Origin of the sequence: Chitinophaga sp. 22308, from assembly GCF_052045305.1 — a bacterium.
Lineage (GTDB): Bacteria > Bacteroidota > Bacteroidia > Chitinophagales > Chitinophagaceae > Chitinophaga > Chitinophaga varians_A.
Map to the genome: position 1 here is coordinate 42,827 of NZ_JBQEOP010000010.1, position 23,431 is coordinate 66,257.

Genomic DNA, 23,431 nt, shown 5'->3' on the forward strand with positions numbered 1-23,431 from the left:
AGTTGTATTTGATTTTTCCTTATATTTAGATATAACCGAGTCTAAATCAAAAACGTCCACTGCGTATGAAAAGCATTCTATTCAAAGTATGTTTGGGCTCCCTGTTGCTATTGATGTCCTTTTCCCTGGTACTCACAGCGCAAACGCCTACAACTATTACCGGTACTGTAACAGACAAAACATCCGGAAACGGTATGCAGGGAGTTACGGTTGCCGTGAAAGGCGCCACAGCCGGCACTATCACGGGCAACGGCGGTAACTTCCAGCTCAAAACCAACCATGCCCTGCCACTGACCCTTGTTTTTACCTATGTGGGTTATCAAACCACAGAGCAGGTGGTCAACAATGCCAACGAAAAAATCACTATTACACTCGGCACGACAGAAATACTCGGGCAGGAGGTGGTAGTAGCCGCCAGCCGCGTACAGGAAAGCATCCTGCAATCGCCGGTGTCCATCGAAAAGCTGGACGCCCGCGCCCTGAAAGCGTCTCCGGCCCCCTCCTTCTATGACGCCCTTGCCAACCTGAAAGGCGTGGAAATGAGCACCCAGAGCCTCACCTTCAAATCCGTGAACACACGCGGTTTCAACAGCAACGGCAACACCCGCGTGCTGCAACTGAACGACGGTATGGACAACCAGGCCCCAGGCCTTAACTTCTCCGTCGGTAATATGGTGGGCATCCCTGAACTGGACCTCGATAACGTGGAACTGATCCCCGGCGCCGCGTCCGCCCTGTACGGCCCCAACGCGCTCAACGGCATCGTGCTGATGACCAGCAAAAATCCGTTCCAGTACCAGGGCCTCAGCGCCCAGGTGAAAACCGGCATACTCAATGACGGCGGCCGCACTTCTGCCACCACCGGCTTCTATGACGTGGCGGTCCGTTATGCGCATGCATTCAACAACAAATGGGCATTTAAACTGAACGTAGGCTATATCAAAGCGGACGACTGGCAGGCCCACGACTATCGCGACCAGAGCCTGGCCAACGGTCACGGTCTCCAGGACGGCACCCGCGCCAACAACGAAGGATATAACGGCGTCAACACCTATGGTGATGAGAACTCCGTTAACATGTACAACACCCTGAAAACCGGTGGCCTGCTAAACCAGCAACTGGCAGGCATCTCCGCCATGTTCGGCGGCAAGGTGACACCCGACCAGATTTTCAATGCAGCCATCCCCGCTCCCAACAGGGCCACTATCACCCGTACCGGCTACAATGAATCCGATGTGGTGGACTACAACACTAAAAACCTGAAACTGAACGGCGCCCTGCACTATAAAATCACCGACAACCTCGAAGCCCTCATCCAGGGCAGCTATGGCTCCGGCACGACTGTTTACACCGGCGCTGACCGTTACTCGCTGAAGGACTTCAACATGGGCCAGTATAAAGTGGAATTACGCCACCCTGACTTTTATGTAAGAGCTTATACCACCCAGGAAAGGTCTGGCGACAGCTATGCCAGCGGCACCCTGGCCGCCGGTATCAATGAAGCCTGGAAACCAAGCACTGTATGGTATTCCCAGTATTTCGGCACTTATGCCACGCAGGCACTGGGCACTTTCGCGCAGGCCTATGGCAAAGCGTTGCAAACCGGTGCCACCGATGCTGCCGCTTATGCTGCCGCACAAAACGCCGTTTCCACCGGTATGCCGCTCTTCTTCCAGAATGCCCGTGCCAAAGCCGACTCCGGCCGCTTTATGCCAGGTACCCCGGACTTCAATAACGCAGCAGCACAGGTGAGAAGCAAGCCTATTCCCGGCGACGCCAAAGGCGTAGGCGCGAAATTCACTGACAAGACCAATCTCTACCAGCTGGAGTTTATGTACAACTTCCATAACCTGATCAAATTCGCTGAAATACTGGTAGGCGGTAACTATCGCCGCTATACACTTAACTCTGAAAAAACCCTGTTCGCAGTAGACGATAATGGCAAAGAGTTTCGCATCAATGAGTATGGTGGTTATCTGCAGATCATGAAAAAACTGGTGGATGATCACATTAAGCTGACCGGTTCACTGCGCTATGATAAAAACATGAACTTCAAAGGTCAGTTCAGCCCCCGTTTATCTGCCGTATATACCTTCCTGCAAACACACAACCTGCGTGTATCCTATCAGACAGGCTTCCGCATTCCGAACAACCAGGACCAGTACATAGACCTCACCACGCCGCAGGCGCATCTGATCGGTGGTCTGCCCTTCCTGCGTGAACGCTACGGCCTGAATAACGGCCCTGTATTCACACTGCAATCTGTGCTGGCCGGCAGTCCTAAAGCCTATACCTTCCGCGAATTCAAACCGGAACGTATCCAGGCTTATGAGCTTGGCTATAAAGCGCTGATCGCAAAAAGATTACTGGTAGACGCCTACATCTATAAAAATGATTTCAATAACATGAACGGCAGCCAGGTACTCGTGAAACCTGCCAGTGGCACCTCACCGCAGCAGATCTTCTCTGTGCCGGTAAGCGCAGAAGAAACCGTTAAATCATGGGGATGGGCGCTGGGACTGGATTACAGCCTGCCTCTCAATTTCACTGCCGGGGGTAATATCTCCTACAATGAACTGAGCAACGAAAAAGACCTCGGCAGCTTCCTCGCCATGTTCAATACGCCCAAAGTACGTTACAGCCTTAATGTAGGTAACCGCAACATCGCCAATTCCAATATAGCCGTTAACGTTGTATGGAAATGGCAACAGTCCTATATCTGGCAATCCTCTTTTGTGGGGCCCAATGTCAATGCACTGGCACTGAGCGAAATTCCTGCCTTCGGCACGCTGGACGCCATGGTCAGCAAATTCTTCCCGAAAGCCAAAACCACCGTCAAACTGGGTGGGGTAAATATCCTCAACAAATCCTATGTGCAATCATGGGGCAATCCAACCATTGGTTCACAATGGTATGTTTCACTGGGATACAATCTCTAAAATCAATTACGAATTACGAATTACGAATTACGAATTACGAATTACGAATTACGAATTACGAATTACGAATTACGAATAAAAAGCGAAGACCTGAGCAGATATACAGCTCAGGTCTTCGCTTTTTATTCGGAGAGATCTCCTCGTCTTAATTCGTAATTCGTAATTCGTAATTCGTAATTACAGCACATCCCACCATGGCTTATCTGGCTTATTAGCTGCCGCCGGTGTGTCTTTTACGATTGGAATACCTTCCGGATGTTGGGCCGTAGAAGGTTTATCAGCTGGTGCAGGCGTATCAGCGGACGCAGGCACCGTAGAGCCGGTGGTCCAGAGGTTACGGGCTTCCGCCTTGATATCTTCCCTTTGCAGCAGCGCTGCCAGTGTTTCCTTCAGCTTAGTGCCCTGTTCCGGTTTCACCATATATACGTAGTTGGCGAAACCTTCCATGCTACTGATAATATTTTTGCCTTTGCCCCAGCGTTTGCCTGCCAGGCCGGTTTTGGAGATCTGATGCAGCAGCGCACGGAACTTACGCAGCGTATCACGGTCAAGGCTGATTTTTTCATTGACAACGATGCCGGTCACCTCTCTTTTGTCGCCGCGGCGCATCACCTTCAGTTTGTCCGGATGAATGGTGAAGCCTTCTTCTTTTACCACCTGTTTCACTGACCAGAGCAGCTGTCCGGCTTTGTCGGCAGCCTCGCCTTTAGCGGAGAAAGTCATATCGTCCGCATATCGCGTGTAGGCGTAACCGTATTTGGCGGCCAGCCCCTCAAAACGGCGGTCCAGTTTGAAGCAGATCAGGTTCGTGAGTGCCGGGCTGGTAGGCGCTCCCTGCGGCAGGTGCCTTTCCGTTTTGGCCACGTAATATTTACGGTTGTCGAGCAGGATCTCATCCACTTCCGGTTCGGTGCAGATGAGGCCCAGGATGGTAGCCACCTGCTCTGCGTATCCCAGTTTACAGAAAAGGCCTTTCACCCTTTTGTAGGGAACGGAAGGGAAAAAGTCCCGCAGGTCGATATTGATCACGATGTCCTGGCCAACGTGTGGTGCGGCGTTGGTAACGATGGATTTGCCGGGTACGAAACCATGGGCAGCATCGCTGTTTTTGATTTTATAAAGAATGTTCTCCAGTATCCAGTGTTGTGCGGCTTTCAGTTGCGGCATAGGCGCTGAGATAACGCGGGTGCCGCCTGATTTCTTGGCAATCTGGAAACGTTGATAATGCGAAGTGTGCGCCACCTTCCGGTTGAACGCCAGGAAGCGCAGTTTACCGAGGGTGATGCCCATAGCGGCAGCCAGGGCTGTAGCATCTTTGAACACCGGCAGGCCGAATTTGGCCAGCTGTGTTTCATCAGGTGCAATTTTATTAAGGCCGGCGGAAACTTCCTCACCGAGGTAGATGATATCGAGCTTCTTTTTCTCTGCCCAGGCTTCAGCGCGGGCTTTTCTTTTTTCTTCGTTGCGTTTTTTTGTTTCCGCGCGTTTCAGTTTTGCTTTGGCCATGCGTTCTTTGCGCATGTCTGCCAGCATTCTTTCCTTGTTGCGGTATTTTTGTTTTTCGGCCAGCAGTTCATTCAATTCGCGGCGCAGTTCTCCTTCCTTGCGTATCAGTGTTTCCGGTAAGGATGGCTGGGTGGTATTGCGTGCCCAGAAACCCAGACGGGTCATTTCTTCCAATATAAATTCCTCTTTGGAGGATGCACGGATTCTGTCGTACAGCTGTTGACGGGTTAAGCCTTCGGCCATAGTGTTGGCGTTTACTTTTTTAATGAATGTTTAGCAGCTAAACTGAAGCGGAGTAAAAAGGTCCGGCTTTGAAGCGGCTGCGGAAGCCATGCCTGACGCGAAGAGAAACAGGATTTTGTAAAGAGGAAAAGGCCTTCGTGCAAGCCATTGACTAAATCAATCAACTCCAGGGAGGGGCGTACCTATAGCGAATTTCAGCCCCCGGGGCTTGTACCGTAAATTTGCTATAGGTACGCCCCTCCCAAAGTAAAGATTGCATTTAGTGAAGCATGTATAGTCATGATACCTGAATGACGAAACATCATTCGTCCCTTTTACGGGCGCAAGTGCAATCAATTCCTCTTTACAAAGATCTGTGTTTATTAACGAGCAGGCAAGTTAGAAAATAATTCTGAAAAATAAAATTTTATTGAGCAGAATTATTTTCAGCATGCGTCATACGCAGTGCCAGCATGTGTTCGCACGGCCCCTTGTATAACTTGTTGGTGTTATAAAAACTACAATCGCAATGTGCATCGCTGAGTCTTTCATCATTATCAATGACAATAACGGGATGGTATACACGATGTGTGCTTTTTACATTTCCTTTCAACTGTATGCCGGTACCGGGAATGTCCTGGGCGGTGAAAGTCACCCGTTTTTCCTGCACCAGCTGCGACGCTTCTGCTTCCAGCGGGTTGGCAAACCGCAGGGACTCCAGCGGCAGCGGGTCGCGGCTCAGTTCCCGCAGGCGGTACATGCCGCTGTGCAGGTCAAAGATCACTTTGCCAGCTTGCGTATAGATACCCAGCGCGCCCAGTACAGTGGCTTTGTCCAGCCCTGTGGCAGCGGCGATGGTCTCCGGTTTGGCCATCCAGCGGGTTTGCAGGTCGGCAAACACTTTCAGTTTGGCGCTGTCTTCCACAATGGCACGAGGCGCCATCAGGTCAAACTGACCGGCACGTGACCAGTCATTGGCCGTCCAGCCGGAGAGTCCGAGGGTGAATTGCATATCTCCCAGGTCTGCGACGTAGAAAGACGGCAGACCGTTGCCGGTAAGATGCACGGTGAATTTTTTGGCGATAGGGACCAGGCGTTCCAGTATCAGCAGTCTCCTTCTGCCCCATATCCTGATTTCACGGCTTTGACCGCCCTTGTATATCGATCTCGCACACACGATTTCGTGGTTCCATGGTTCAAATACCGCCCGTACAGGTTTGCCCGGCTCCAGTTTAAAACGGATGGAACGCGGACCACTTTTTTCTTTGAAACGGCGCAGCCACAGGCAGAAATTATATACGTCCATCGGGTGCAGGTCGAAGGTGGCGGCAGGCAGCGTCATAGCGGAACTTACCTGTAAAAAGCCTCTCACCCAGCTGTCCGGCAGATCAATTTTCACTTCATGGTACATTTCTTCCTGCGAAGTCTGTATCTGAAAACCTCCCGGGTCTACTTTAAAATCAGTTTCCTTATAGTCCCGGATTTTCTGGAACTCGTCATACAAAGCAGCGGAATAGTCGATGTTGGTAGTACCGCACCCGAACTCATTCACTTCCTTGAAAACGTTATAGCTGGCGCTTAGTTTACCATAGGTAGATTCGTCCTGGCTAAAACATTCGAAGAACATTTCATCCGGGTGCACCGTGATCACCGGGTCCAGTACAAACCAGGCATCCCGGTCTTTCTGGTACAGGTAATCAAAATATTTTTTACGGGCGTTGTAAAAAGGGCCCATTACTTTATCCTTCTCTGCGCTTACCTCCTTCAGGCTTTCGGAGAGCGCGGCAATCCGTTGGTTGGCAGCTTCTCCGTCGTAACCGTTCATATGTTCCGCCAGCCATACAGACTCCTGCTGGGCGGCCCATTCCTTATAGGCGGTTTTATCTTTGGGTTTAAAACGCAGGTCCGACACCACTACATCATGCAGTGCAGATATGGCTTCGCGGAAGGCGATTTTTTTATGGAGTTTTCCAACAAAAAAGGTCGGGTCACGGCGGGTGTCCGGGGCAAAGGAAATACCGGCAGATGTAGCATTGCTGTACACCTGTGAGTTGCCGCTATATCTGTAATTGAATAACATAAATCTATTTTCAGATTTTGTTATTTGGTTATTTCATCATTGAAAGATGGCATTCTTTCAAAATCCCCAAATAACTAAATTTCTAAATCGTTTGGGTTCGTACAGGCATTAACGTTATTGGCAGTGCAATATCGAACTGTTGCTGAATATCGCGCATGATCTGTATGCAGCGTGCCTTGTCAGCAATAGACACGGTAGCGGATATATGAGCGATGATCTCTCCGATGTAAGCAGCTGCTTCGGCAGACTTCAACGCTTCTTTCTCCAACAGGTTAAAGATACGCTCCTTGGCTACCCTGGCTTTGTTCACACGGCTCAGCACAGAACGGAAATAATGCTCCATACTGCGCAGGTACTCCAGATCGTCGGTAGCATAGGCTGCCAGGTAATTGGTGGCAAAGACCTGCATGGCCACGCTCGGATGCTGGCTCAGTTTCAGCAGATAAGACGGTCCGTCTGCATCTTTGAAGAAACGCATCAGCATTTCACGGCCGAAGGCCTGAATGTCCGGGCGCACACTGTCGGCGATGGACACGAGGGTTTCCGGTGTCCAGTCATTTTCGGAGAACTGCGTACGGAAAAACTCCTGCGCAAAACGGCGGGTATCGTCCCATTTAGCGTCCAGCAGGCCGATGGCCGCGTCGCGCTCATAGCGCATACGGGCGGCATGCCGGTTAAAGAAGCCCCAGCTCCATTCACGCACCGCCAGCAGTTCGTGGCTGCCGGCAGCAATCACCTGTTTAACGGTCAGCGCTTCTGCCGGGATGTATTTATTCAGTACTACCACGCCAAATTCCTGCGCAGCGCGGTAGTTGGCATACAGTAAACGTAATGCGGTAGCGGTGTCTACGTCCTGCAGATGCTCCACCAGCTCATGGCTCAGGATAGCAGCGATATCATCATGGATACCTTCCGCGGTTTCCTTGCGCATGAGGCGCGGCACCAGCTCGTTGACCAGATACACGGCCAGGCGGTTGTCTTTCGCCACCAGAGAGGCTATCAGCGGGCGTATTTCTTTTCGTACGTCCGCATACGGTGCCAGCACGATATCGAGCAACACCTCTGCCCTGCGCAGCAATTCCGCTTCCGGCATCGCTTTCAGGACAGACATGCCGGCCATTCTTACCGATGCATGCTGACTGGCCACCAGGTTACGCAGCAGCTGGTCTGACAGTTCTGCGAAATTCAGCTGTCCTTGTTTCATCACCATCAGGCGCACGCCAAAAGCCTGGCAGGCCGGTGTGGGTGAGTTCATAAGGTCAGTGATCACTTTCATGTCCACTTCACGAAGGGCATCGGCGCAGAAATGTTCCAGGATCTGGCAACCATCGTTGAGGTTCTGGTTCACATCATCTGCCAGATTGTTGGACGCCAGCAATGCGGCAATCGCTTTACCGACGAGTGCGCGTGCCTTATCTATGGGCAGATGTTCCGGTGTCAGTTGTTGCCGTACATAATTACGGATATCCTTATACGGATTAAATATCATCCGCATCAGGAAATCCGCGTCCCCAAAGCAGGCAGCCTTGTTTTGGTCGACCCAGTCGAGGCCCTGTACCCTGGCCACTTCCAGAGGGCTCATGGTAACGGCGTACAACAGGAAGAACGACAGGCTGGCCGGGTTATATTTTTCTTTTGCCAGTTCCAGGCCGAAGAGCGCGGGAACATTAAAATGGCTGATCAGCAGATAGTAGATCGTTTGCTCATCCATTTTGGCTTTCAGGTCTGTGTATTCGGGGTGCGATTTCAATTGCTCCATGGCAAAGAGATGCACCACTTCCATTCTGCCGGCGATCAGCAGTTGCACAAACGCCTGTGGCATCTGTCGCCATAACTCCAGGTAAGGCACCTCGCTGACCGGCGCCGCAGGAGCGGTTTCCGGCTGATAAGTGGGCGGTACCACACCGGGTGCCGGCGTTTGTTTCTCCCCTCCCAGCCAGCCGAACAGTTTCTGTAACAGCGTGCCTTTCTGCTGTGCTTTCACCGTGTCAGGGTGGGCGCGCAACGTGGTGGCCTCGTGGCCAGGTTCGCCTTTTTCATTTTTCGGTTCCTCGTAGTACCATGTGGTGCCGTTGGAGTCCAGCCGCAGATTAGGCGTGTTACCACGCAGGATATAATTGAGGAACACGGCCTGTGCATGGGCCGGGAACTGTCTGTACCAGGTGGTGTAACGACCGTTGACCCAGGCATACTGCGTGGTGTGGTATTCCTTTCTGGCATCCCGTTGCTCTTCGTATTGCAGCAGCATGGCCGTAGCGAGGCGTACATATTCCAGATCGCCTCTTTTGCCCGCTGCGCGCAGGTTACGGAGCACCCTGCGTCTCAGGTAATTTCTTGTTTTATTGGAATAAGCGAGGCGGGAGCCCGGCTTTTTTATTTCCCTGGCTATTTTAAAAGTCTCCTGCAACTCTGGCACGAACACATTGGGATGATATTCGTTTCCATCATAGTCCAATCGTTTGCCGGGATGGTTGAACATTGGCAGTTCCCTTTCAAACCTGACGGCCAGCGCACCTACGATTCCCTGATCGTCGCGCAGTTCGGCCTGTTTGAAAATATGGCGTATATGCTGGAAGTAGCTGGGGCGTAAAGGCATGTGGACCAGGAAGCCAATGATAGCGTCCCTGACGGCCTTATTGTTATACGCCACTATGTATAGGTCTTCCAGCATCGGGTAGTTGAGTTCTGATTTGACCATGACCAGCTGCTGTACCTCGTCGAAGATGGCCTGGGCATTATCACCGGCGATGGTTTGCTGCAATGATTCCGGCAGGCGGTGGAAATGGCTCTGGATATGCGCGTTGCGCTCCTCTTCGGGAAGCGTCAGCAGCAGGCCATTGGCGGCCAGCATCCGGATGTTCTGCGCATAGGAGCCGTTGTCTGCATAGGAACGCAGTACCGGGACCGCAGCGGGATCGGCACATCTGCCGAGGGCCCAGAGCGCGGTATACCGCTGCATGGCATCTCCCCTTTCCATCAGTTTGATCAGATAAGGGACCGCTTCTTTGAGCTTACGTTCACCTGCTTTCCAGATCACACGCGATGTTTTCCAGGCAGTTTTATATGCGGGCTTATTTTCCAGTGCGCCCTGCAACCTTTTGAGAATAGCGGCATCTTGTGGATCGGCCACCACGGAAGTATCTACTGGTACAAAAGAAAGGTCTTGCACAGCTTCCTGCTCACCGAGATAACCTTTGCTGCGCTTTTCTTTTTCCAGGGCGTCAAAGATGGTGGTGGCGGCTGCAAGCGCTACGGGGGTTACAGTCTTGGTGCCTTCTTTCAGGGTTCCGAAGCGTTTTCCGTATCTAAAGTTAACAGTATATTGTTCCGGGCCAACTTCACAAAGGTCTATTTCATATGTTTTGTCCGAGTTTCCTTCCCGGAAAAACAGTTTTACATTCCTGACTAATCGCATGAGCTAACATTAAAATAGTGAGCTAAACTAATAAATAAGTTGTACTCACCAAGTATATTTTTTTCAACAGTTTTTTTGCTATGCCACAGAAACCAGTCTGGTACGTTGTTCGCACCAGTTGACATCAAACGAAGCTGCAAGGCACATGATAAGAAAAGCGGTTACCGAAAGTAGTATTCCGGCAACCGCTTTTCGTTTTTGCAGTATTATTTAACCCATATATCTGAAGGGCGTGTCTCCCATCCACTGTCAGGGACGGCAGTGGTGCTGTCCTTCAGCTGATAATCAAAATACATGGTGCTGACGCTCGGGAGCCAGGCATTAAATTTCACCAGGTAACGTCCCCCCGCTTGTGCAACGGAATTATCATCAGTGGCGCTCGTGTATTCGACACCGTTTACACGATATTTAAAATGCATCGTAGCGTAACGTCCGTATGACCTGCCTAATGTTTCTCCGACTGTATAACGGGTGTTTACCCTGATCAGCACAGCGTCAGACAAAAGATACAACAGCCCCAAAAGGCTAATTAATATGCAGATGTAGACTAAAACTGACTGCAGTTTTAATTTCATGTCAACCTGTTTATTGTAATGATACGATTTCTAACGTCGATCATCTTTCAAAAAAAAGAGCGTCTCATTTTATTGAGACGCTCCCGGTTTTGTTGTAACCTCCATGCATTTGAATATCATGAAAGGATTTATTGTAACGGAAATGATTACACGTTGAAACGGAAATGCATGACGTCGCCGTCGGCCACGATGTATTCCTTGCCTTCAATCCGCAGACGGCCGTTGTCACGGGCAGCGGATTCAGAGCCATATTTTACATAGTCGTCGTAAGCTATTACTTCTGCTTTGATGAAACCTTTTTCGAAGTCGGTGTGGATCACGCTGGCGGCCTGTGGTGCTTTCCAGCCCTTGTGGATGGTCCAGGCACGCACTTCCTGCACGCCGGCAGTGAAGTAAGTGATCAGGTCCAGCAGGTTGTAGGCGGAGCGGATCAGGCGGTTGAGGCCTGGTTCGGTAAGACCGTATTCAGAGAGGAACATTTCCTTATCGGACGGGTCTTCCATTTCGGAGATCTGCGCTTCGATGGTGTTGTTCATCACGATCACTTCGGCATTTTCCGCCTTCACCCCTTCTTTCAGGGCTTCGGAGTATTTGTTGCCGGTATGAAGAGACGCTTCGTCTACGTTGGCTACGTACAGCACTGGTTTTTCCGTGAGCAGGAACAGGTCGGCGATAGCAACGCGTTCTTCTTTGCTCAGGCCCAGTTCGCGGATATTGCGGCCTTTCTCCAGGTGTTCCTGGCATCTTTTCAGCACTTCAAATTCCGCTTTAGCTTTGGCATCGCCACCGGTTTTAGCCATTTTCTCAGTGCGGGCAACTTTACGTTCCACGCTTTCGAGGTCTTTCAGCTGCAATTCAGTGTCAATGATTTCCTTGTCGCTCACCGGGTTGATGGCACCTTCTTCGCGGAGGATGTTTTCATCTTCGAAGCAGCGGATCACGTGCACGATGGCGTCCACCTCGCGGATATTGGCCAGGAATTTATTACCGAGACCTTCGCCTTTGCTGGCGCCTTTCACCAGTCCGGCGATGTCCACAAACTCGATGGTGGTAGGTACGGTGCGCTGAGGCTGCACCAGCTCAGCCAGTTTGTCCATACGGTTGTCAGGCACGTCCACCTGCCCTACGTTCGGTTCTATGGTACAGAAGCGGTAGTTGCTGGCCTGCGCCTTAGCGCTGTTACTCACCGCGTTAAATAATGTCGATTTCCCTACATTCGGCAATCCTACAATTCCAACTTGCAAAGCCATTTTTTAAAATTTGCGCAAAGATAAGTTTATTTTAGTTTATTTGTTGCCAGAATAAACCAATAATCTAATGGCATTAAACTACGTTTGGCTGGGCTTTTTCCTGATAGCTTTTGTAGTAGCAGTTTTCAAGTCGGTGTTTTTACAGGATACAGCTATTTTTGGCGATATTATGAATGGTATGCTCGCCAGCGCCAAAACCGGGGCGGAGATCTCCATCGGGCTGGCCGGCATTATGACGCTCTGGCTCGGTATTATGAAAGTGGGCGAGGCAGCCGGCATGATCAACCGCTTCTCCAAACTGGTTTATCCTTTTTTCTCCAAACTCTTCCCCCAGGTGCCGAAAGGCCATCCGGCCATGGGTTCTATGATGATGAACTTCTCCGCCAGTATGCTGGGGCTCGACAATGCCGCCACGCCCATGGGCCTTAAAGCCATGAAGGAGCTACAGGAGCTGAACGACAAACCGGACACAGCCAGTAACCCGCAGATCATGTTCCTGGTACTGAACACTGCCGGCGTAGTGCTGATCCCCACTTCTGTGATCGCCCTCCGTAAAGCCGCCGGGGCGGCCAATCCGGCTGATATTTTTGTGCCCACGCTGATTTCCACCTTTATTGCGTTTATTATAGGTATGTTCACAGTGTCCGCCTACCAGCGCATCAACCTGTTCAAACTCCCGGTACTGGTGTTCCTGAGCGGTTTTGCAGCGGTGGTGGCCGGCCTCTATTACTGGGTAAAGCATATACCTGCGGAAAAAATCGGCCCTACCATGAGCAATCTGGGGGGTGGTATCATCTTCTCGATCGTTATCCTCTTCCTGGGAGCAGGTATCATCAAAAAAATCAATGTGTATGATAACTTTATAGAAGGGGCCAAAGAAGGATTTCAGGTGTCGGTAAGGATCATCCCCTACCTGGTGGGCATCCTGGTGGCCATCAGCGTGTTCCGCACGACAGGCTGCATGGACTATCTTATCAACGCCATCGCCGGCCTCTTTTCCTGGATGGGCTTCAACACCGATTTCGTACCGGCATTACCGGTAGCCATGATGAAGCCGCTGAGCGGCGGAGGCGCCAGAGGCCTGATGATTGAAGTGATGACCAACTACGGCGCGGACTCTTTCCAGGGTAAACTGGCCAGCGTGATACAAGGCACTACGGAAACCACTTTTTATGTACTGGCCGTTTATTTCGGCTCCGTGAATATCAAAAATACCCGCTATGCGCTGACAGCCGGACTGATAGCCGACTTCTTTGGGCTGCTGTCCGCCATCCTTTTGGGGTACCTCTTTTTTCACTAGCATTCATATGTGCGTATAAGTTATTAACCTATGTTACAACCTAAGAAAATTCATGAAGACTGGATTGCGGTGATCATCGCCTTCCTCACCATCACGCTGGTGGTGGCCGGGCTAAAGCCGGCACTTCCCAAATACGGCTGGTCTTCGGGTACTGAACTATGGAACCAGCTGACAAACACCGCTAACCTGATACATATCGGCACCCTCTTCCTCTGGGTAGCAGGCAGCCTGTTGCTGGCGCGGTTCCTGGCAGGCGATTTCAAACCTGCCGCACTGCTCTCCGGACTGCTGGCCATCATGCTTATTTCGCTGCTGGCCCAAATCATCACCGCCAATAAAGCCATTAAAGACCTGGGCATCGAGGTGGTGCTCTTTAGCCTGTTGCTGGGCCTTTTCATCAGCAATTTTATCGGGCTGCCGCAATGGCTGAAACCGGCCCTGCAAACGGAACTGTACATCAAGATAGGATTAGTGCTGCTGGGCACCAATATCATCTTTGGCGATATTTTACAGGCAGGCATGCTTGGTATTCTTCAGTCAGTGGTGGTAGTATTCACGGTTTGGTATTTCTCTTTCTGGTTATGTAAAATGTTGGGGCTGGACGATGAATTCCGGATGATGATTTCCAGCGCCGTGTCCATCTGTGGCGTATCGGCGGCTATTGCCACTTCTGGTGCCATAGAGGGCGACAATAAAAAACTCTCCCATGTTATTTCCCTGGTGATGATCGTCGCCATCCCGATGATGCTGTTCATGCCAGGTATTGCGGTATGGGCCGGCATGTCGCCGGCCGTGGCGGGCGCATGGCTGGGGGGCACCATCGATACGTCCGGCGCCGTAGTGGCTGCGGGCACCAAACTGGGGGATGAAGCGCTGAAATACGCCACCATCGTGAAATTCTCACAGAATGTACTGCTTGGACTGGCCGCCTTTATCATCTCCCTTTACTGGTCATACACAAAAAAGAAGGCCAACTACGAGAAGCCTACTGCGCGCACCATTTGGGAACGGTTTCCCAAATTCGTGCTGGGTTTTATCGTGGCCTCTCTCCTGTTTTCCTTCGTATTGCCGTCGCCGGTAGTTGCCGCTGCTAAAGGTTCGCTAAAGGAAATCCAGACCTACTGGTTTGCCCTGGCCTTCACCTGTATCGGCCTTGAAACAAAGTTTACCGATATCTTTAAAGTGGAAAATGGCAGGCCCGCGATGGCGTTTATTATTGCGCAGCTGTTTAACGTGTTCTTTACATTGATCGTAGCGTATCTTGTTTTCAGATAACCAATCATATTTTATATAAAGAAAGATGCCCGCCTGACATATCAGACGGGCATCTCTCTTTATATAAGATATACCTGGCGGGCCAATCAGCGGTCCCACCATATTTTATCGGTTAGTGTTACGGACGGCACATTGGCGCCGTTGCGGCTTTTTTCGGAATCGGGATAGGCCACCCTGCGGATAAACGTCGGCAGTTGCGCGTTGACCGGCAGGTTAAAATCCTTGTACTGGTAATCATACCGGCGGGCGTCGCTCCAGGCCTCCGGGTGCAGGAACATCGCCACATATTTCTCTTTTAGTATAAGCGCCAGCGTTAGATTGGCGGCGCCTACGCCTACCGCGGGGTTAGCAAGGTATGCATCCCGGCGGGCAGCGTCCACACCCAGCTTATTCATATTAACGGTGATACCCTGCAGATAAGCCTGATAAGCCTGGGTTTTGTCGCCACTGCGGAAAGCCGCTTCGGCCTGTATGAAACGCGCTTCCGCATTGGTGGCCACCAGCAGCGGGGCGCCGGGTTTGGAATAGAAGCCTTTCTGCGACAGGTAACATTCTTCGCGGTTGGTGCCCGAGCCCACCCTGCCGGCGCCGTTGACGGTGCCGCGGTAGTCACCAAAACGGGTGGTGTCTGTAATGAGCGGGAGCCGCGGATCAAACACGCCGAAGGTATTGCCGTTGAGCGCATTGACGAAATGGGCGCTCAGCCAGCCGTCGAGCAGATTATTGACGTTGTTCACGGCGGCCTGGTTCCACGGACTGAGGGACTGGAACCGTACCAACTGCGCATCATCTGCATTGTCCGTATACCCATTGGCGAGAGCCGCCAGCACAGCTGCCGGGTCATAGTTGGCTTTACGGGTGAGATGATTCAGCAGCCTGGCTTTGATGGTATAGGCCGTTTTGATCCAGGCTGCCGGCTTACCGCTATGGAGCAGGTCTTTAGTGGCGTCCAGCTCATATTTGGAAGTGGTGCTTTTTAAACGGGCAATACCATCGTCCAACAACGCGATACATTGCAGGAACACGCTGTCGTCGGGTGTATACGCCGGTTGCAGGAAACTGGTATTAAAAGCCTGTGTATAAGGCACCGCGCCCCACATGTCATTTAACGATTCCAGATTGATGGCCATCATCACTTCAGCTGCGCCTACGTGGTAGTCGGCGCCGGCACTACGGGCCTGGGCAATCAGGTCATGCAGGTCTGTCATGTTATCGTACAGTGCTTTCCAGGTGCTGGTGTAGTCTGTCACTTCGTAGGTGTCGCTGGCGCCGTTGGCATTGGGCGAGGCCAGGTATTGCACAAAGTACGACGTGGTGTTGCCCGTACGGTACAGGTTATACGCAGTAAAATACGTAGTGGACGCCAGCAGCCCGTTCATAGGAGGCACCACCGCCTGATTGGGGTTGTCATTGATGTCCAGCACTTTTTTGCAACCCGTGGCAAGCAGGGCGAACAACGCTATATATAATATGGTGTGTATACTTTTCATGATCTATCGGTTTAGAAGGTAACATTCAGAGAGGCCATATAACTACGTGTAGTCGGGTACGTGAAACCGGCGAAGGCATCTATATTGCTGCCGGCGTTCAGCGAGCTGGACTCCGGATCGAAGCCGGTGTATTTCGTATGCAACCATAGGTTATTACCGGTGAAAGTGAGGCTGGCCGCCGAAATCAGGTGGGTGCGTGAGAGGAACTTCTGCGGCAGCTGCCACGAAAGGCTCACATTACGCAGCCGTATCCAGGAGGCGTTTTCCACGAAGTTCTCTGTTACCCCGCGATAGATGTTGCGGTAAAAGCCACCGCCATAATTACGGCCATCCGGTCCTTTGGCCTGCTGCAGGTACACCACCTGGCTGTTGGGCGTGCCGTCGGGCAGTACTCCGTTGAAAACCTTGCTGGTGAACCGGTCTGCGGTGACAGCCGATTCTCCGAAGGCCGCCATGAAATTGGCCAGCTGGTTATATTTTTTAGCGCCCTGGCGGGTGTCTATCAATACAGAAAGACTAAGAGGCCCGTAGCTGAAGGTGTTGGTGATGGCGCCAATCCACTTGGGCTGGGAATTGCCCAGGTATTTCTGGCTGGAATTGATCATCGGGAAACCAGCCAGGCTGCCACTGGCCGCGATCTGTATAGGCCGGCTGTAGTCAATCAGGATGCTGTTGTCCGGCTGTCCGCCCATATAACGCTGGTAACTGGTGCCGAAGATGGCCCCTACCGGGTAACCGGGGATGTATTTCATGGTAGCAGTAGAACCGGCATAACCAAACTGGTTGCCTACCACTACTTCGGAAAGCCCTTTACCTAAACTTAATACTTCATTATGGTTAGCGGAGAAGTTAACGCGTACGTCCCACTGGAACTTCGTCTTTTTGATGGGTGTGGCATTAAAAGCTATTTCCACGCCGGTGTTGCGAATGGAACCTGCATTGGTGTAAAAATCTTCATAACCGGTAGCACTGGATAACTTCACAGGGATCAGCAGATCAGTGCTTTTGGAAGTGTACCATGCAAAGTCAACGCCTATACGATCATGCAGGAAACGCAGTTCGGCGCCTGCCTCAAAGGTATTGGTGAATTCCGGTTTCAATTGAGCATCGCCGTAGCGGTTGGCACGGGTCCAGCCGATCACGTTGTTATCGATGGGGCCATCGGTCAGCGGGATGTAGCCGGAGCCGGTATTGTAAGGCAGCGCGTCTTTGCCCACCCTGGCCCATGAGGCGCGCACCTTGCCATAGGAAAGCACGTTCTCCGGTATCTTCAGGTGTTCGGTAAAAAGATAAGACATGCTCACTGACGGATAGAAGAACGCCCTGTGGCCGGCAGGCAGCGAGGAGCTGATGTCTGTACGGCCGGAAAGCGTAAGGTACAGCCAGCGGTCCCACGACAACGTCCAGTCGCCGAATACCCCGATGAGATAATAGTTTTCGAGGTATTGATTGGAAACGATTTTTTTGGCGTTCTGCATGATCAGCAGGTCGGGGATATCGAGGGTGTCCCCTTCTGTGGCCAGGCGTTTGAGATGCCGGTCGAACAGGTCATGTCCCAGTTTCAGGTCAGACGTCAGTTTGGGCGTGATCTTGTTTTTGAAATTCAGGATGAGCGTGGAGCTGAGGGAGCGCTGGTTGGTCATGTATTCGTCCACAAAACCGAACCCATTGTCTGTATTGACCACCTCCCCGGTGATACCTTTTGGACCGGGGCCGGTATGACGGCGGTTATCGGTGTAGAAATCGGTACCGGCACGGTACAGGATATCGAGCCATTTGAATGGTGAATAGGTGAAGTTGATATTTCCGATAAGGCGGTTCACGTTATCTCCATAACGGTTGGTGTACAGCGTATAGATCGGGTTGTCTGTAGCGCCATAGGTCTGTTGGGTGCCGTCGGGTTTGAGATAGTCCCGCATGTTCCAGCGGGGCGACCAGTAGATCATCTGTTCGCCGTAGCGGTCAGCGTTGGCGCGGTTACCGCCGGAGTTGATATAATTGAGGGACACGCCCATTTTCACTTTTTCGCTGAAGCGGATATCTCCGCCCACCCTGGCCGAGTAGTTCTGATAATTGCTGAACGGGATAACGCCGTTCTGGTTAAACTGCGATAACGATGCCGTATATACGACTTTTTCAGTGCCGCCGCTGATGGCCAGTGTATTGCGATATTGAGATCCCGTGTTATAGGCTTGTTTGTAGTTATTGTACAGGGAAGCCGGATGGCTGGGGTCCAGTTTGCGGGCCTCTTCCACTGTGGGCCCCCAGGCGGGCCAGAAGCTCTGGTTATCATACAGACCGTTGTTACCCTGGCTGTATTGTAATTGTACGTCGGGGGTTTTGCCTACCTTATCAAAGCCTGCGGTAGTGGTGAAGCTCACGCGGGTACGGCCGGCTTTGCCGGATTTGGTAGTGATGATCACCGCGCCGCTGGCAGCGCGAAGGCCGTACAAGGCGGTAGCAGCGCCTCCTTTCAATACCGAGATGCTTTCAATGTCATCGGGGTTGATATCAGATGCGCGGTTGCTCATGCCGCGGGTGTCGGCGCCACCGGCGTTGCCAATGTCCGTGTAGGTATTGTTGTCCATAGTGATACCATCGATAACAAAAAGGGGCTGATTATCCCGGGTAGGGTCCAGTGAATTGATGCCGCGGATCAGGATACGTGAGCCCTGGCCGGGCGCGCCGCCGCCGCTGGAGATCTGAACGCCGGCCACTTTGCCCTGCAGGGCGTTGACCACGTTGGACTGTTTGGACTGTGCGAGGTCAGCACCTGAAACGTCCTGGATGGCATAACCGATGGCCCGCTTTTCCTTTTTGATGCCCATGGCGGTAACTACCACCTGGTCCAGGCTGCGGGTATCAGGTTGCAGGATTACATCAATGGTGGACTGGCTGCCGATGGGCACTTCCTGTGTCAGGTACCCTATAAAGCTGAATACGAGGATGCCGGGACCAGCGGATACTTCAATACGGAAACTGCCGTCGGGGCCTGTAGTGGTACCGCGAGCGGCGCCTTTAATCTGGACCGTTACGCCGGGTAAGGCGGTGTTGCTACCGGCAGCTGTCACGTGACCTTTTAGCGTACGGGGTTGGGCGTGCAAATGAGAGCAGGGTAATAACAGGAAAGCGCCCACCACCAACATCAACGTGTGGATTGATCTCATGGTGTTTAGTTTAGACTTTGGTTTTATAAATGTGCAATAAAAGAAAAGATACAGCAAGGAAAATCGAAAGTCAATGCGACTCGCCCGCATTTATGTCTTTTTAAAACATAAAATTTAATGTTAATTATATACTACTGTGGATTAACAATCTATGATTTATTATTGGCAGGCTTTAAGAGAGAAGTATCGTGAAGGGCTAAACGAAATACGAAGGGGGGAGATTAGCGGAGAAAAAATTGCTGTGATGACATGGCCCTGAACAAGAGGGCCATTGTTTACAATACAGGAAGGCTGACCGGTGCTCATTTGCGGCCAGCCTTCGTGAACTTACGCTGTCAATGCTTCCACCAGGTTATAGCTGTCTTCCAGTAAAATGTACCGGGTGATCAGTCCATCTGTCACGGTTACCAGGATGGTGAAAAGGCTGTCGAACAATTTGCCGGTGCTCAGCATGCGGGACACCAGGTGGCCGGTTACGACAGCTTGGTCGCCATCATAGAATTTACCGGTTATTTCGAAGGAAACGCCTTCCACATAGCGGAACAATTCCTCATAGAAACCCACGGCTTCTGCTTTGGTATTGCGGTCCCTGATCCAGGGCGCCTTTGCCTTGTTGCCGGGTATGCGCCATTCCACATTGTCAGCAAACAGGCTGGCATTTGCCTGATAATTTTTGGACGCCATGTTGTTCAAATACGCTTCTACTGTCTCTTTAGTCTTTGTTGTCAGTGATTCCATATATCTGTTTTTTTTGTGATTGTTTTAAACCGATCGTTCCAAAATGAGGCAAAAAAATTATTTACGCAGGGAGCTGATTAAAATATTGATCATTTCGTTGACTTCTTTTTTACTGCCAGTGAGGACGTACCGCATATAGAAGCTGCTGCACGATGTGAGTATATAACTGGCAAGCATATCCGGAGCCGCTTCATTTTTCAGGTCTCCTTCGGCTTTTGCCCTGATGACCAGGTCCCTGAAAATAGACTCCAGCACTTCCGCGTTCTTTTTGATAAACGATGAAATGGCAGGCTCTTCATTGCCGAGTTCAAAGATCGTCCGCACGATCAGGCAGGCCTTTCTGTCCGTCACGGTTTGCTCCACCACATCCCGGATGGTAAACGCCAAAGCCTCAAAAGCGGAGGATGCATTTTTGCCGGCACGGCGGTATTGGGCGGCTTTGAGGGCTGCATAGTTTTCCAGACATTTCAGAAACAATGCCTGTTTGTTTCCATAGGAATTGTATACACTGCTTCTGTTCAGTCCCATCCTGTCCACAATATCGTGGATGGACGTGGCGTGATAGCCCTTTTCCCAGAAGAGGTCCCGGGCTTTCTCCAGTTTCTCTTCGTACTCAAATTCCTTATTCCTTGGCATGCTGCGAAGTTAAATATTTTAAACCGATTGTTCCAAATCAATTTACCGGGAGATAGAACAAGTAGTTTCTGAGAGCGGTCCAGGATGCAGGAGGCTGGCTTTCGGGGCGGGTAGAGGTCTGGCGGAGCGCGGGTTTTTCAGGCAGGGGAACCGGCAGGCCTGAAGACAGGGGCCTTCAGGCCGCGGGCATTTATTTAGCGGTATTGATGATACCGTTCATCGTCTTTACAAAGTCGTCTGCTGCGGAGGGGCTGATCACCCACTTCCGCGATTGTGATTCAATCAGGACAAGGTTTTCGCGGTTGGTGCACCAGCGCTGGTACTTGCCGATTTCGGCAGAGCGGTAGGTGCCCAGGTAACCGAAAATACCGCCGATGCCCAGCATACGGCTGCTGGTGCCCAGTTCTTCCTCCGTGATGCTGCGCAGCCGCACAATGTCATCGAAGAGAATGGTGATGGGAAACAGTGCTCTCTGGATCACCAGGCCCTCGGCCGTAATTTTATAGTACCGGGGGCTCAGGCAGGCCGCCACGAGGATAGCCGGTATCAGTATGATCAACAAAATGCTGGTCTTCACTGCCTCATGGCCTACATCGGTGATCTGCCGGCATAAGATGATCAGGGTAATGATGATGATCAGATTAGTAATGATTTTGGAGTTCCCATCCAATGTTGCGGCATACCTCATAAGTCCTGTCTTTGGTTTGTCAAGAAAGATAATGAAATTTAATTATATCAGGAATCGTACTTCCCGGTTTTTTCTTCGATCGTTACGTCCTGATCTTTTTTTATCTGCATTTTTATATACACTAACAACTGCGATGCACCCGCTTTAAAACATACTTCCTGGGTTTTGCGCACCACCTCCATCAGCTCATCGTAGGTGCCTTCCATTACTGTTTCAAACGGGCATACCCTGTATTTTACACCGGAGTTATGGATCACGGCAATGGCCTCGTCCACCACGGCATATACCTGTTCCGAGGGCACGGAAGGCAGGATCTGAAGCGCTAAATTAATCTTATTATTCATCTTTTATTCTTCATTTTAAAATTGATTATCAATTCATTACAGCAATTAACTATTGTGTGGCTTGAAGCAAAACAAACACTAAGCTAAACAATAATTGGAGGAAGTGCTCAAAAATCTATTGAAAAAACATAAACCATCACTTCAACAAAAAAACATAAATATCTATTTATCAACAAAATACAAAAATAGACATAAAGTGATTATCTAATTAAAATCATGGTAAACCGACTATCATCTCTCCTACTTTTTAACCACCTGATAGAGATCATTTCGTATATCCTTCATCGTTTGTACGCTGCCAAACGTATGTAGTTCTTTCAACAACACCAGGTCAACATCTGCCACTACCACCATCTCGGTATTGGGAGTTGACTCTGCCTTTATTCCCGTTACCGGGAAGTTAAAATCAGAAGGTGTGAATACACAGGATTGTGCATACTGCAGGTCCATATTATTAACTTTTGGCAGATTACCCACACACCCCGCAATAGCCACATAACATTCATTTTCGATGGCCCTGGCCTGCGCACAGAAACGGACACGGTTATACGCATGCTGGGTATCTGTCATAAACGGCACAAACAAAATCTGCATGCCCTGCTCCGCCAGAATCCGGGACGGCTCAGGAAATTCGACATCGTAACAGATCTGGATGCCTATCTTTCCGCAGTCGGTATCAAACACCTTGATTTCGGAGCCGCCCTTCATCCCCCAGGCATACACTTCTCCGGGCGTGGGATGGATCTTGATGTACTGCTCCCAGGTGCCGTCCCGGCGGCAGAGGTAAGATATGTTATGCAGCACCTCATCTATGACGATAGGCATACTGCCGGAAATAATGTTCACATTATAGGACACAGCATGCTCGAGGAACCGGTCACGGATGGTCTCTGTGTACTTCGCCATCCCGCGAATGGCCCCTGCAGGGTCCAGCTGGTTGAACTCCGCCATCAATGGCGCATTGAACAGCTCGGGAAACACCACAAAGTCAGAACCGTAATCACTCACTGCGTCAATGAAAAACTCCACCTGTTGCATGAAGACCTCCAGGTTACCATAGTCCCGCATCTGCCATTGCACCAGTCCAATCCGTACGGTGGACTTATTATACCGAATGGTGTCACTGTCTTTCTCGTAATAAATATTGAACCACTGCAGCAAGGTGGCAAACCCTTTGGACGCCTCATCATTGGGCAGATAGTTTTTCAGTATCTTCTTGACTGTAAAGTCATTGGAAAACTGGAAAGTCAGGGTTGGATCATAAATCTCCTTATCCTGCACTTTCTCAATGTACTCCCTCGGCGTCATCCTGTCAGCATACTTTTCATAGTTGGGAATGCGGCCTCCGGCCACAATCCCTTCCAGGTTCAGCTGCTCACAAAGTGTTTTGCGGGCGTCGTACAGTCGTCGCGCCAGCCGTCTTCCCCTGAAATCAGGATGTACAAATACCTCTATCCCATAAAGAATGTCCCCTTTCGGGTTATGGGTATTAAAGGTATAATAACCGGTGATCTGTTCATAAGTGTGCGTGTCCCCAAACTTGTCATAGTCCACAATGATCGACAAGGCGCAGCCTACTACGCGGCCATTAACGGTAATGGCTATCTGTCCTTCGGGGAACAATTTTATCAGCCGCTGAATGGTGGCCTCCCCCCAATAACTTCCTGCCATATCGGGATAAGCAGATACCATGGATTCCCGAAGATCAAGGTAATCGGCGGCCGTAATATTTCTGATTTCAACTGTTTCTGACATATGTAATGATTATACTTTGTATTAATTTAACCTTTTCAGGCCGGATAAAGT

General features: G+C 50.8%; 15 protein-coding genes. 3 read left to right on the forward strand and 12 right to left on the reverse strand.

What is annotated here, in order from left to right:
- The first annotated feature begins 65 nt into the window (after positions 1-65).
- Positions 66-2,939 (forward strand): TonB-dependent receptor, encoded by a 2,874-nt coding sequence (locus tag ACTJJS_RS30990; protein ID WP_440667678.1) that lies wholly within the window; start codon positions 66-68, stop codon positions 2,937-2,939.
- A gap of 177 nt (positions 2,940-3,116) precedes the next feature.
- Here the strand turns inward: ACTJJS_RS30990 and ACTJJS_RS30995 are convergent, their stop codons facing one another.
- The 5 genes from ACTJJS_RS30995 to ychF form a co-directional block, all read right to left on the reverse strand.
- Positions 3,117-4,688, reverse strand: coding sequence for a reverse transcriptase domain-containing protein (locus ACTJJS_RS30995; protein ID WP_440667680.1), 1,572 nt, complete (start codon positions 4,686-4,688; stop codon positions 3,117-3,119).
- A 406-nt stretch (positions 4,689-5,094) separates the two neighbouring features.
- Positions 5,095-6,747 (reverse strand): SWIM zinc finger family protein, encoded by a 1,653-nt coding sequence (locus ACTJJS_RS31000; protein WP_343746537.1) that lies wholly within the window; start codon positions 6,745-6,747, stop codon positions 5,095-5,097.
- Positions 6,748-6,829: 82 nt separating this feature from the next.
- The gene (locus tag ACTJJS_RS31005; protein WP_440667682.1) at positions 6,830-10,162 is read right to left on the reverse strand and encodes a HEAT repeat domain-containing protein; all 3,333 of its coding nucleotides are present in this window, start codon (positions 10,160-10,162) and stop codon (positions 6,830-6,832) included.
- 206 nt (positions 10,163-10,368) lie between these two features.
- On the reverse strand, positions 10,369-10,737 hold the full coding sequence (locus ACTJJS_RS31010; RefSeq protein ID WP_440667684.1) for a hypothetical protein: 369 nt from the start codon (positions 10,735-10,737) through the stop codon (positions 10,369-10,371).
- 146 nt (positions 10,738-10,883) lie between these two features.
- The gene (gene ychF / locus ACTJJS_RS31015) at positions 10,884-11,987 is read right to left on the reverse strand and encodes a redox-regulated ATPase YchF (RefSeq protein ID WP_168875066.1); all 1,104 of its coding nucleotides are present in this window, start codon (positions 11,985-11,987) and stop codon (positions 10,884-10,886) included.
- 67 nt (positions 11,988-12,054) lie between these two features.
- On the opposite strand from ychF, the gene ACTJJS_RS31020 reads away from it, so the two are divergent.
- Positions 12,055-13,287: a nucleoside recognition domain-containing protein gene (locus tag ACTJJS_RS31020; RefSeq protein ID WP_440667687.1), complete on the forward strand. Its 1,233-nt coding sequence runs from the start codon at positions 12,055-12,057 to the stop codon at positions 13,285-13,287.
- Between the two features lie 30 nt (positions 13,288-13,317).
- A complete protein-coding gene (locus ACTJJS_RS31025) occupies positions 13,318-14,562 on the forward strand; it encodes a YeiH family protein (RefSeq protein ID WP_440667689.1) in 1,245 nt (414 codons plus the stop codon).
- Between the two features lie 86 nt (positions 14,563-14,648).
- Here ACTJJS_RS31025 and ACTJJS_RS31030 read toward each other — a convergent pair whose 3' ends face one another.
- From ACTJJS_RS31030 to ACTJJS_RS31060, 7 genes are all read right to left on the reverse strand, one after another.
- Positions 14,649-16,052 carry a SusD/RagB family nutrient-binding outer membrane lipoprotein gene (locus ACTJJS_RS31030; protein ID WP_440667691.1) on the reverse strand — a complete coding sequence of 468 codons (1,404 nt, stop codon included), beginning with the start codon at positions 16,050-16,052 and terminating at the stop codon, positions 14,649-14,651.
- Positions 16,053-16,063: 11 nt separating this feature from the next.
- The gene (locus ACTJJS_RS31035) at positions 16,064-19,219 is read right to left on the reverse strand and encodes a SusC/RagA family TonB-linked outer membrane protein (RefSeq protein WP_440667693.1); all 3,156 of its coding nucleotides are present in this window, start codon (positions 19,217-19,219) and stop codon (positions 16,064-16,066) included.
- A 327-nt stretch (positions 19,220-19,546) separates the two neighbouring features.
- On the reverse strand, positions 19,547-19,957 hold the full coding sequence (locus tag ACTJJS_RS31040) for a nuclear transport factor 2 family protein (RefSeq protein WP_440667695.1): 411 nt from the start codon (positions 19,955-19,957) through the stop codon (positions 19,547-19,549).
- 57 nt (positions 19,958-20,014) lie between these two features.
- Entirely contained in the window at positions 20,015-20,593 is a 579-nt protein-coding gene (locus ACTJJS_RS31045) for a TetR/AcrR family transcriptional regulator (protein WP_440667697.1), read from the reverse strand.
- 190 nt (positions 20,594-20,783) lie between these two features.
- Entirely contained in the window at positions 20,784-21,281 is a 498-nt protein-coding gene (locus ACTJJS_RS31050) for a PH domain-containing protein (protein ID WP_440667699.1), read from the reverse strand.
- 47 nt (positions 21,282-21,328) lie between these two features.
- Positions 21,329-21,625 (reverse strand): thiamine-binding protein, encoded by a 297-nt coding sequence (locus tag ACTJJS_RS31055; protein ID WP_168875058.1) that lies wholly within the window; start codon positions 21,623-21,625, stop codon positions 21,329-21,331.
- 240 nt (positions 21,626-21,865) lie between these two features.
- Positions 21,866-23,380 carry a GNAT family N-acetyltransferase gene (locus ACTJJS_RS31060; protein ID WP_440667701.1) on the reverse strand — a complete coding sequence of 505 codons (1,515 nt, stop codon included), beginning with the start codon at positions 23,378-23,380 and terminating at the stop codon, positions 21,866-21,868.
- Positions 23,381-23,431: the final 51 nt, after the last annotated feature.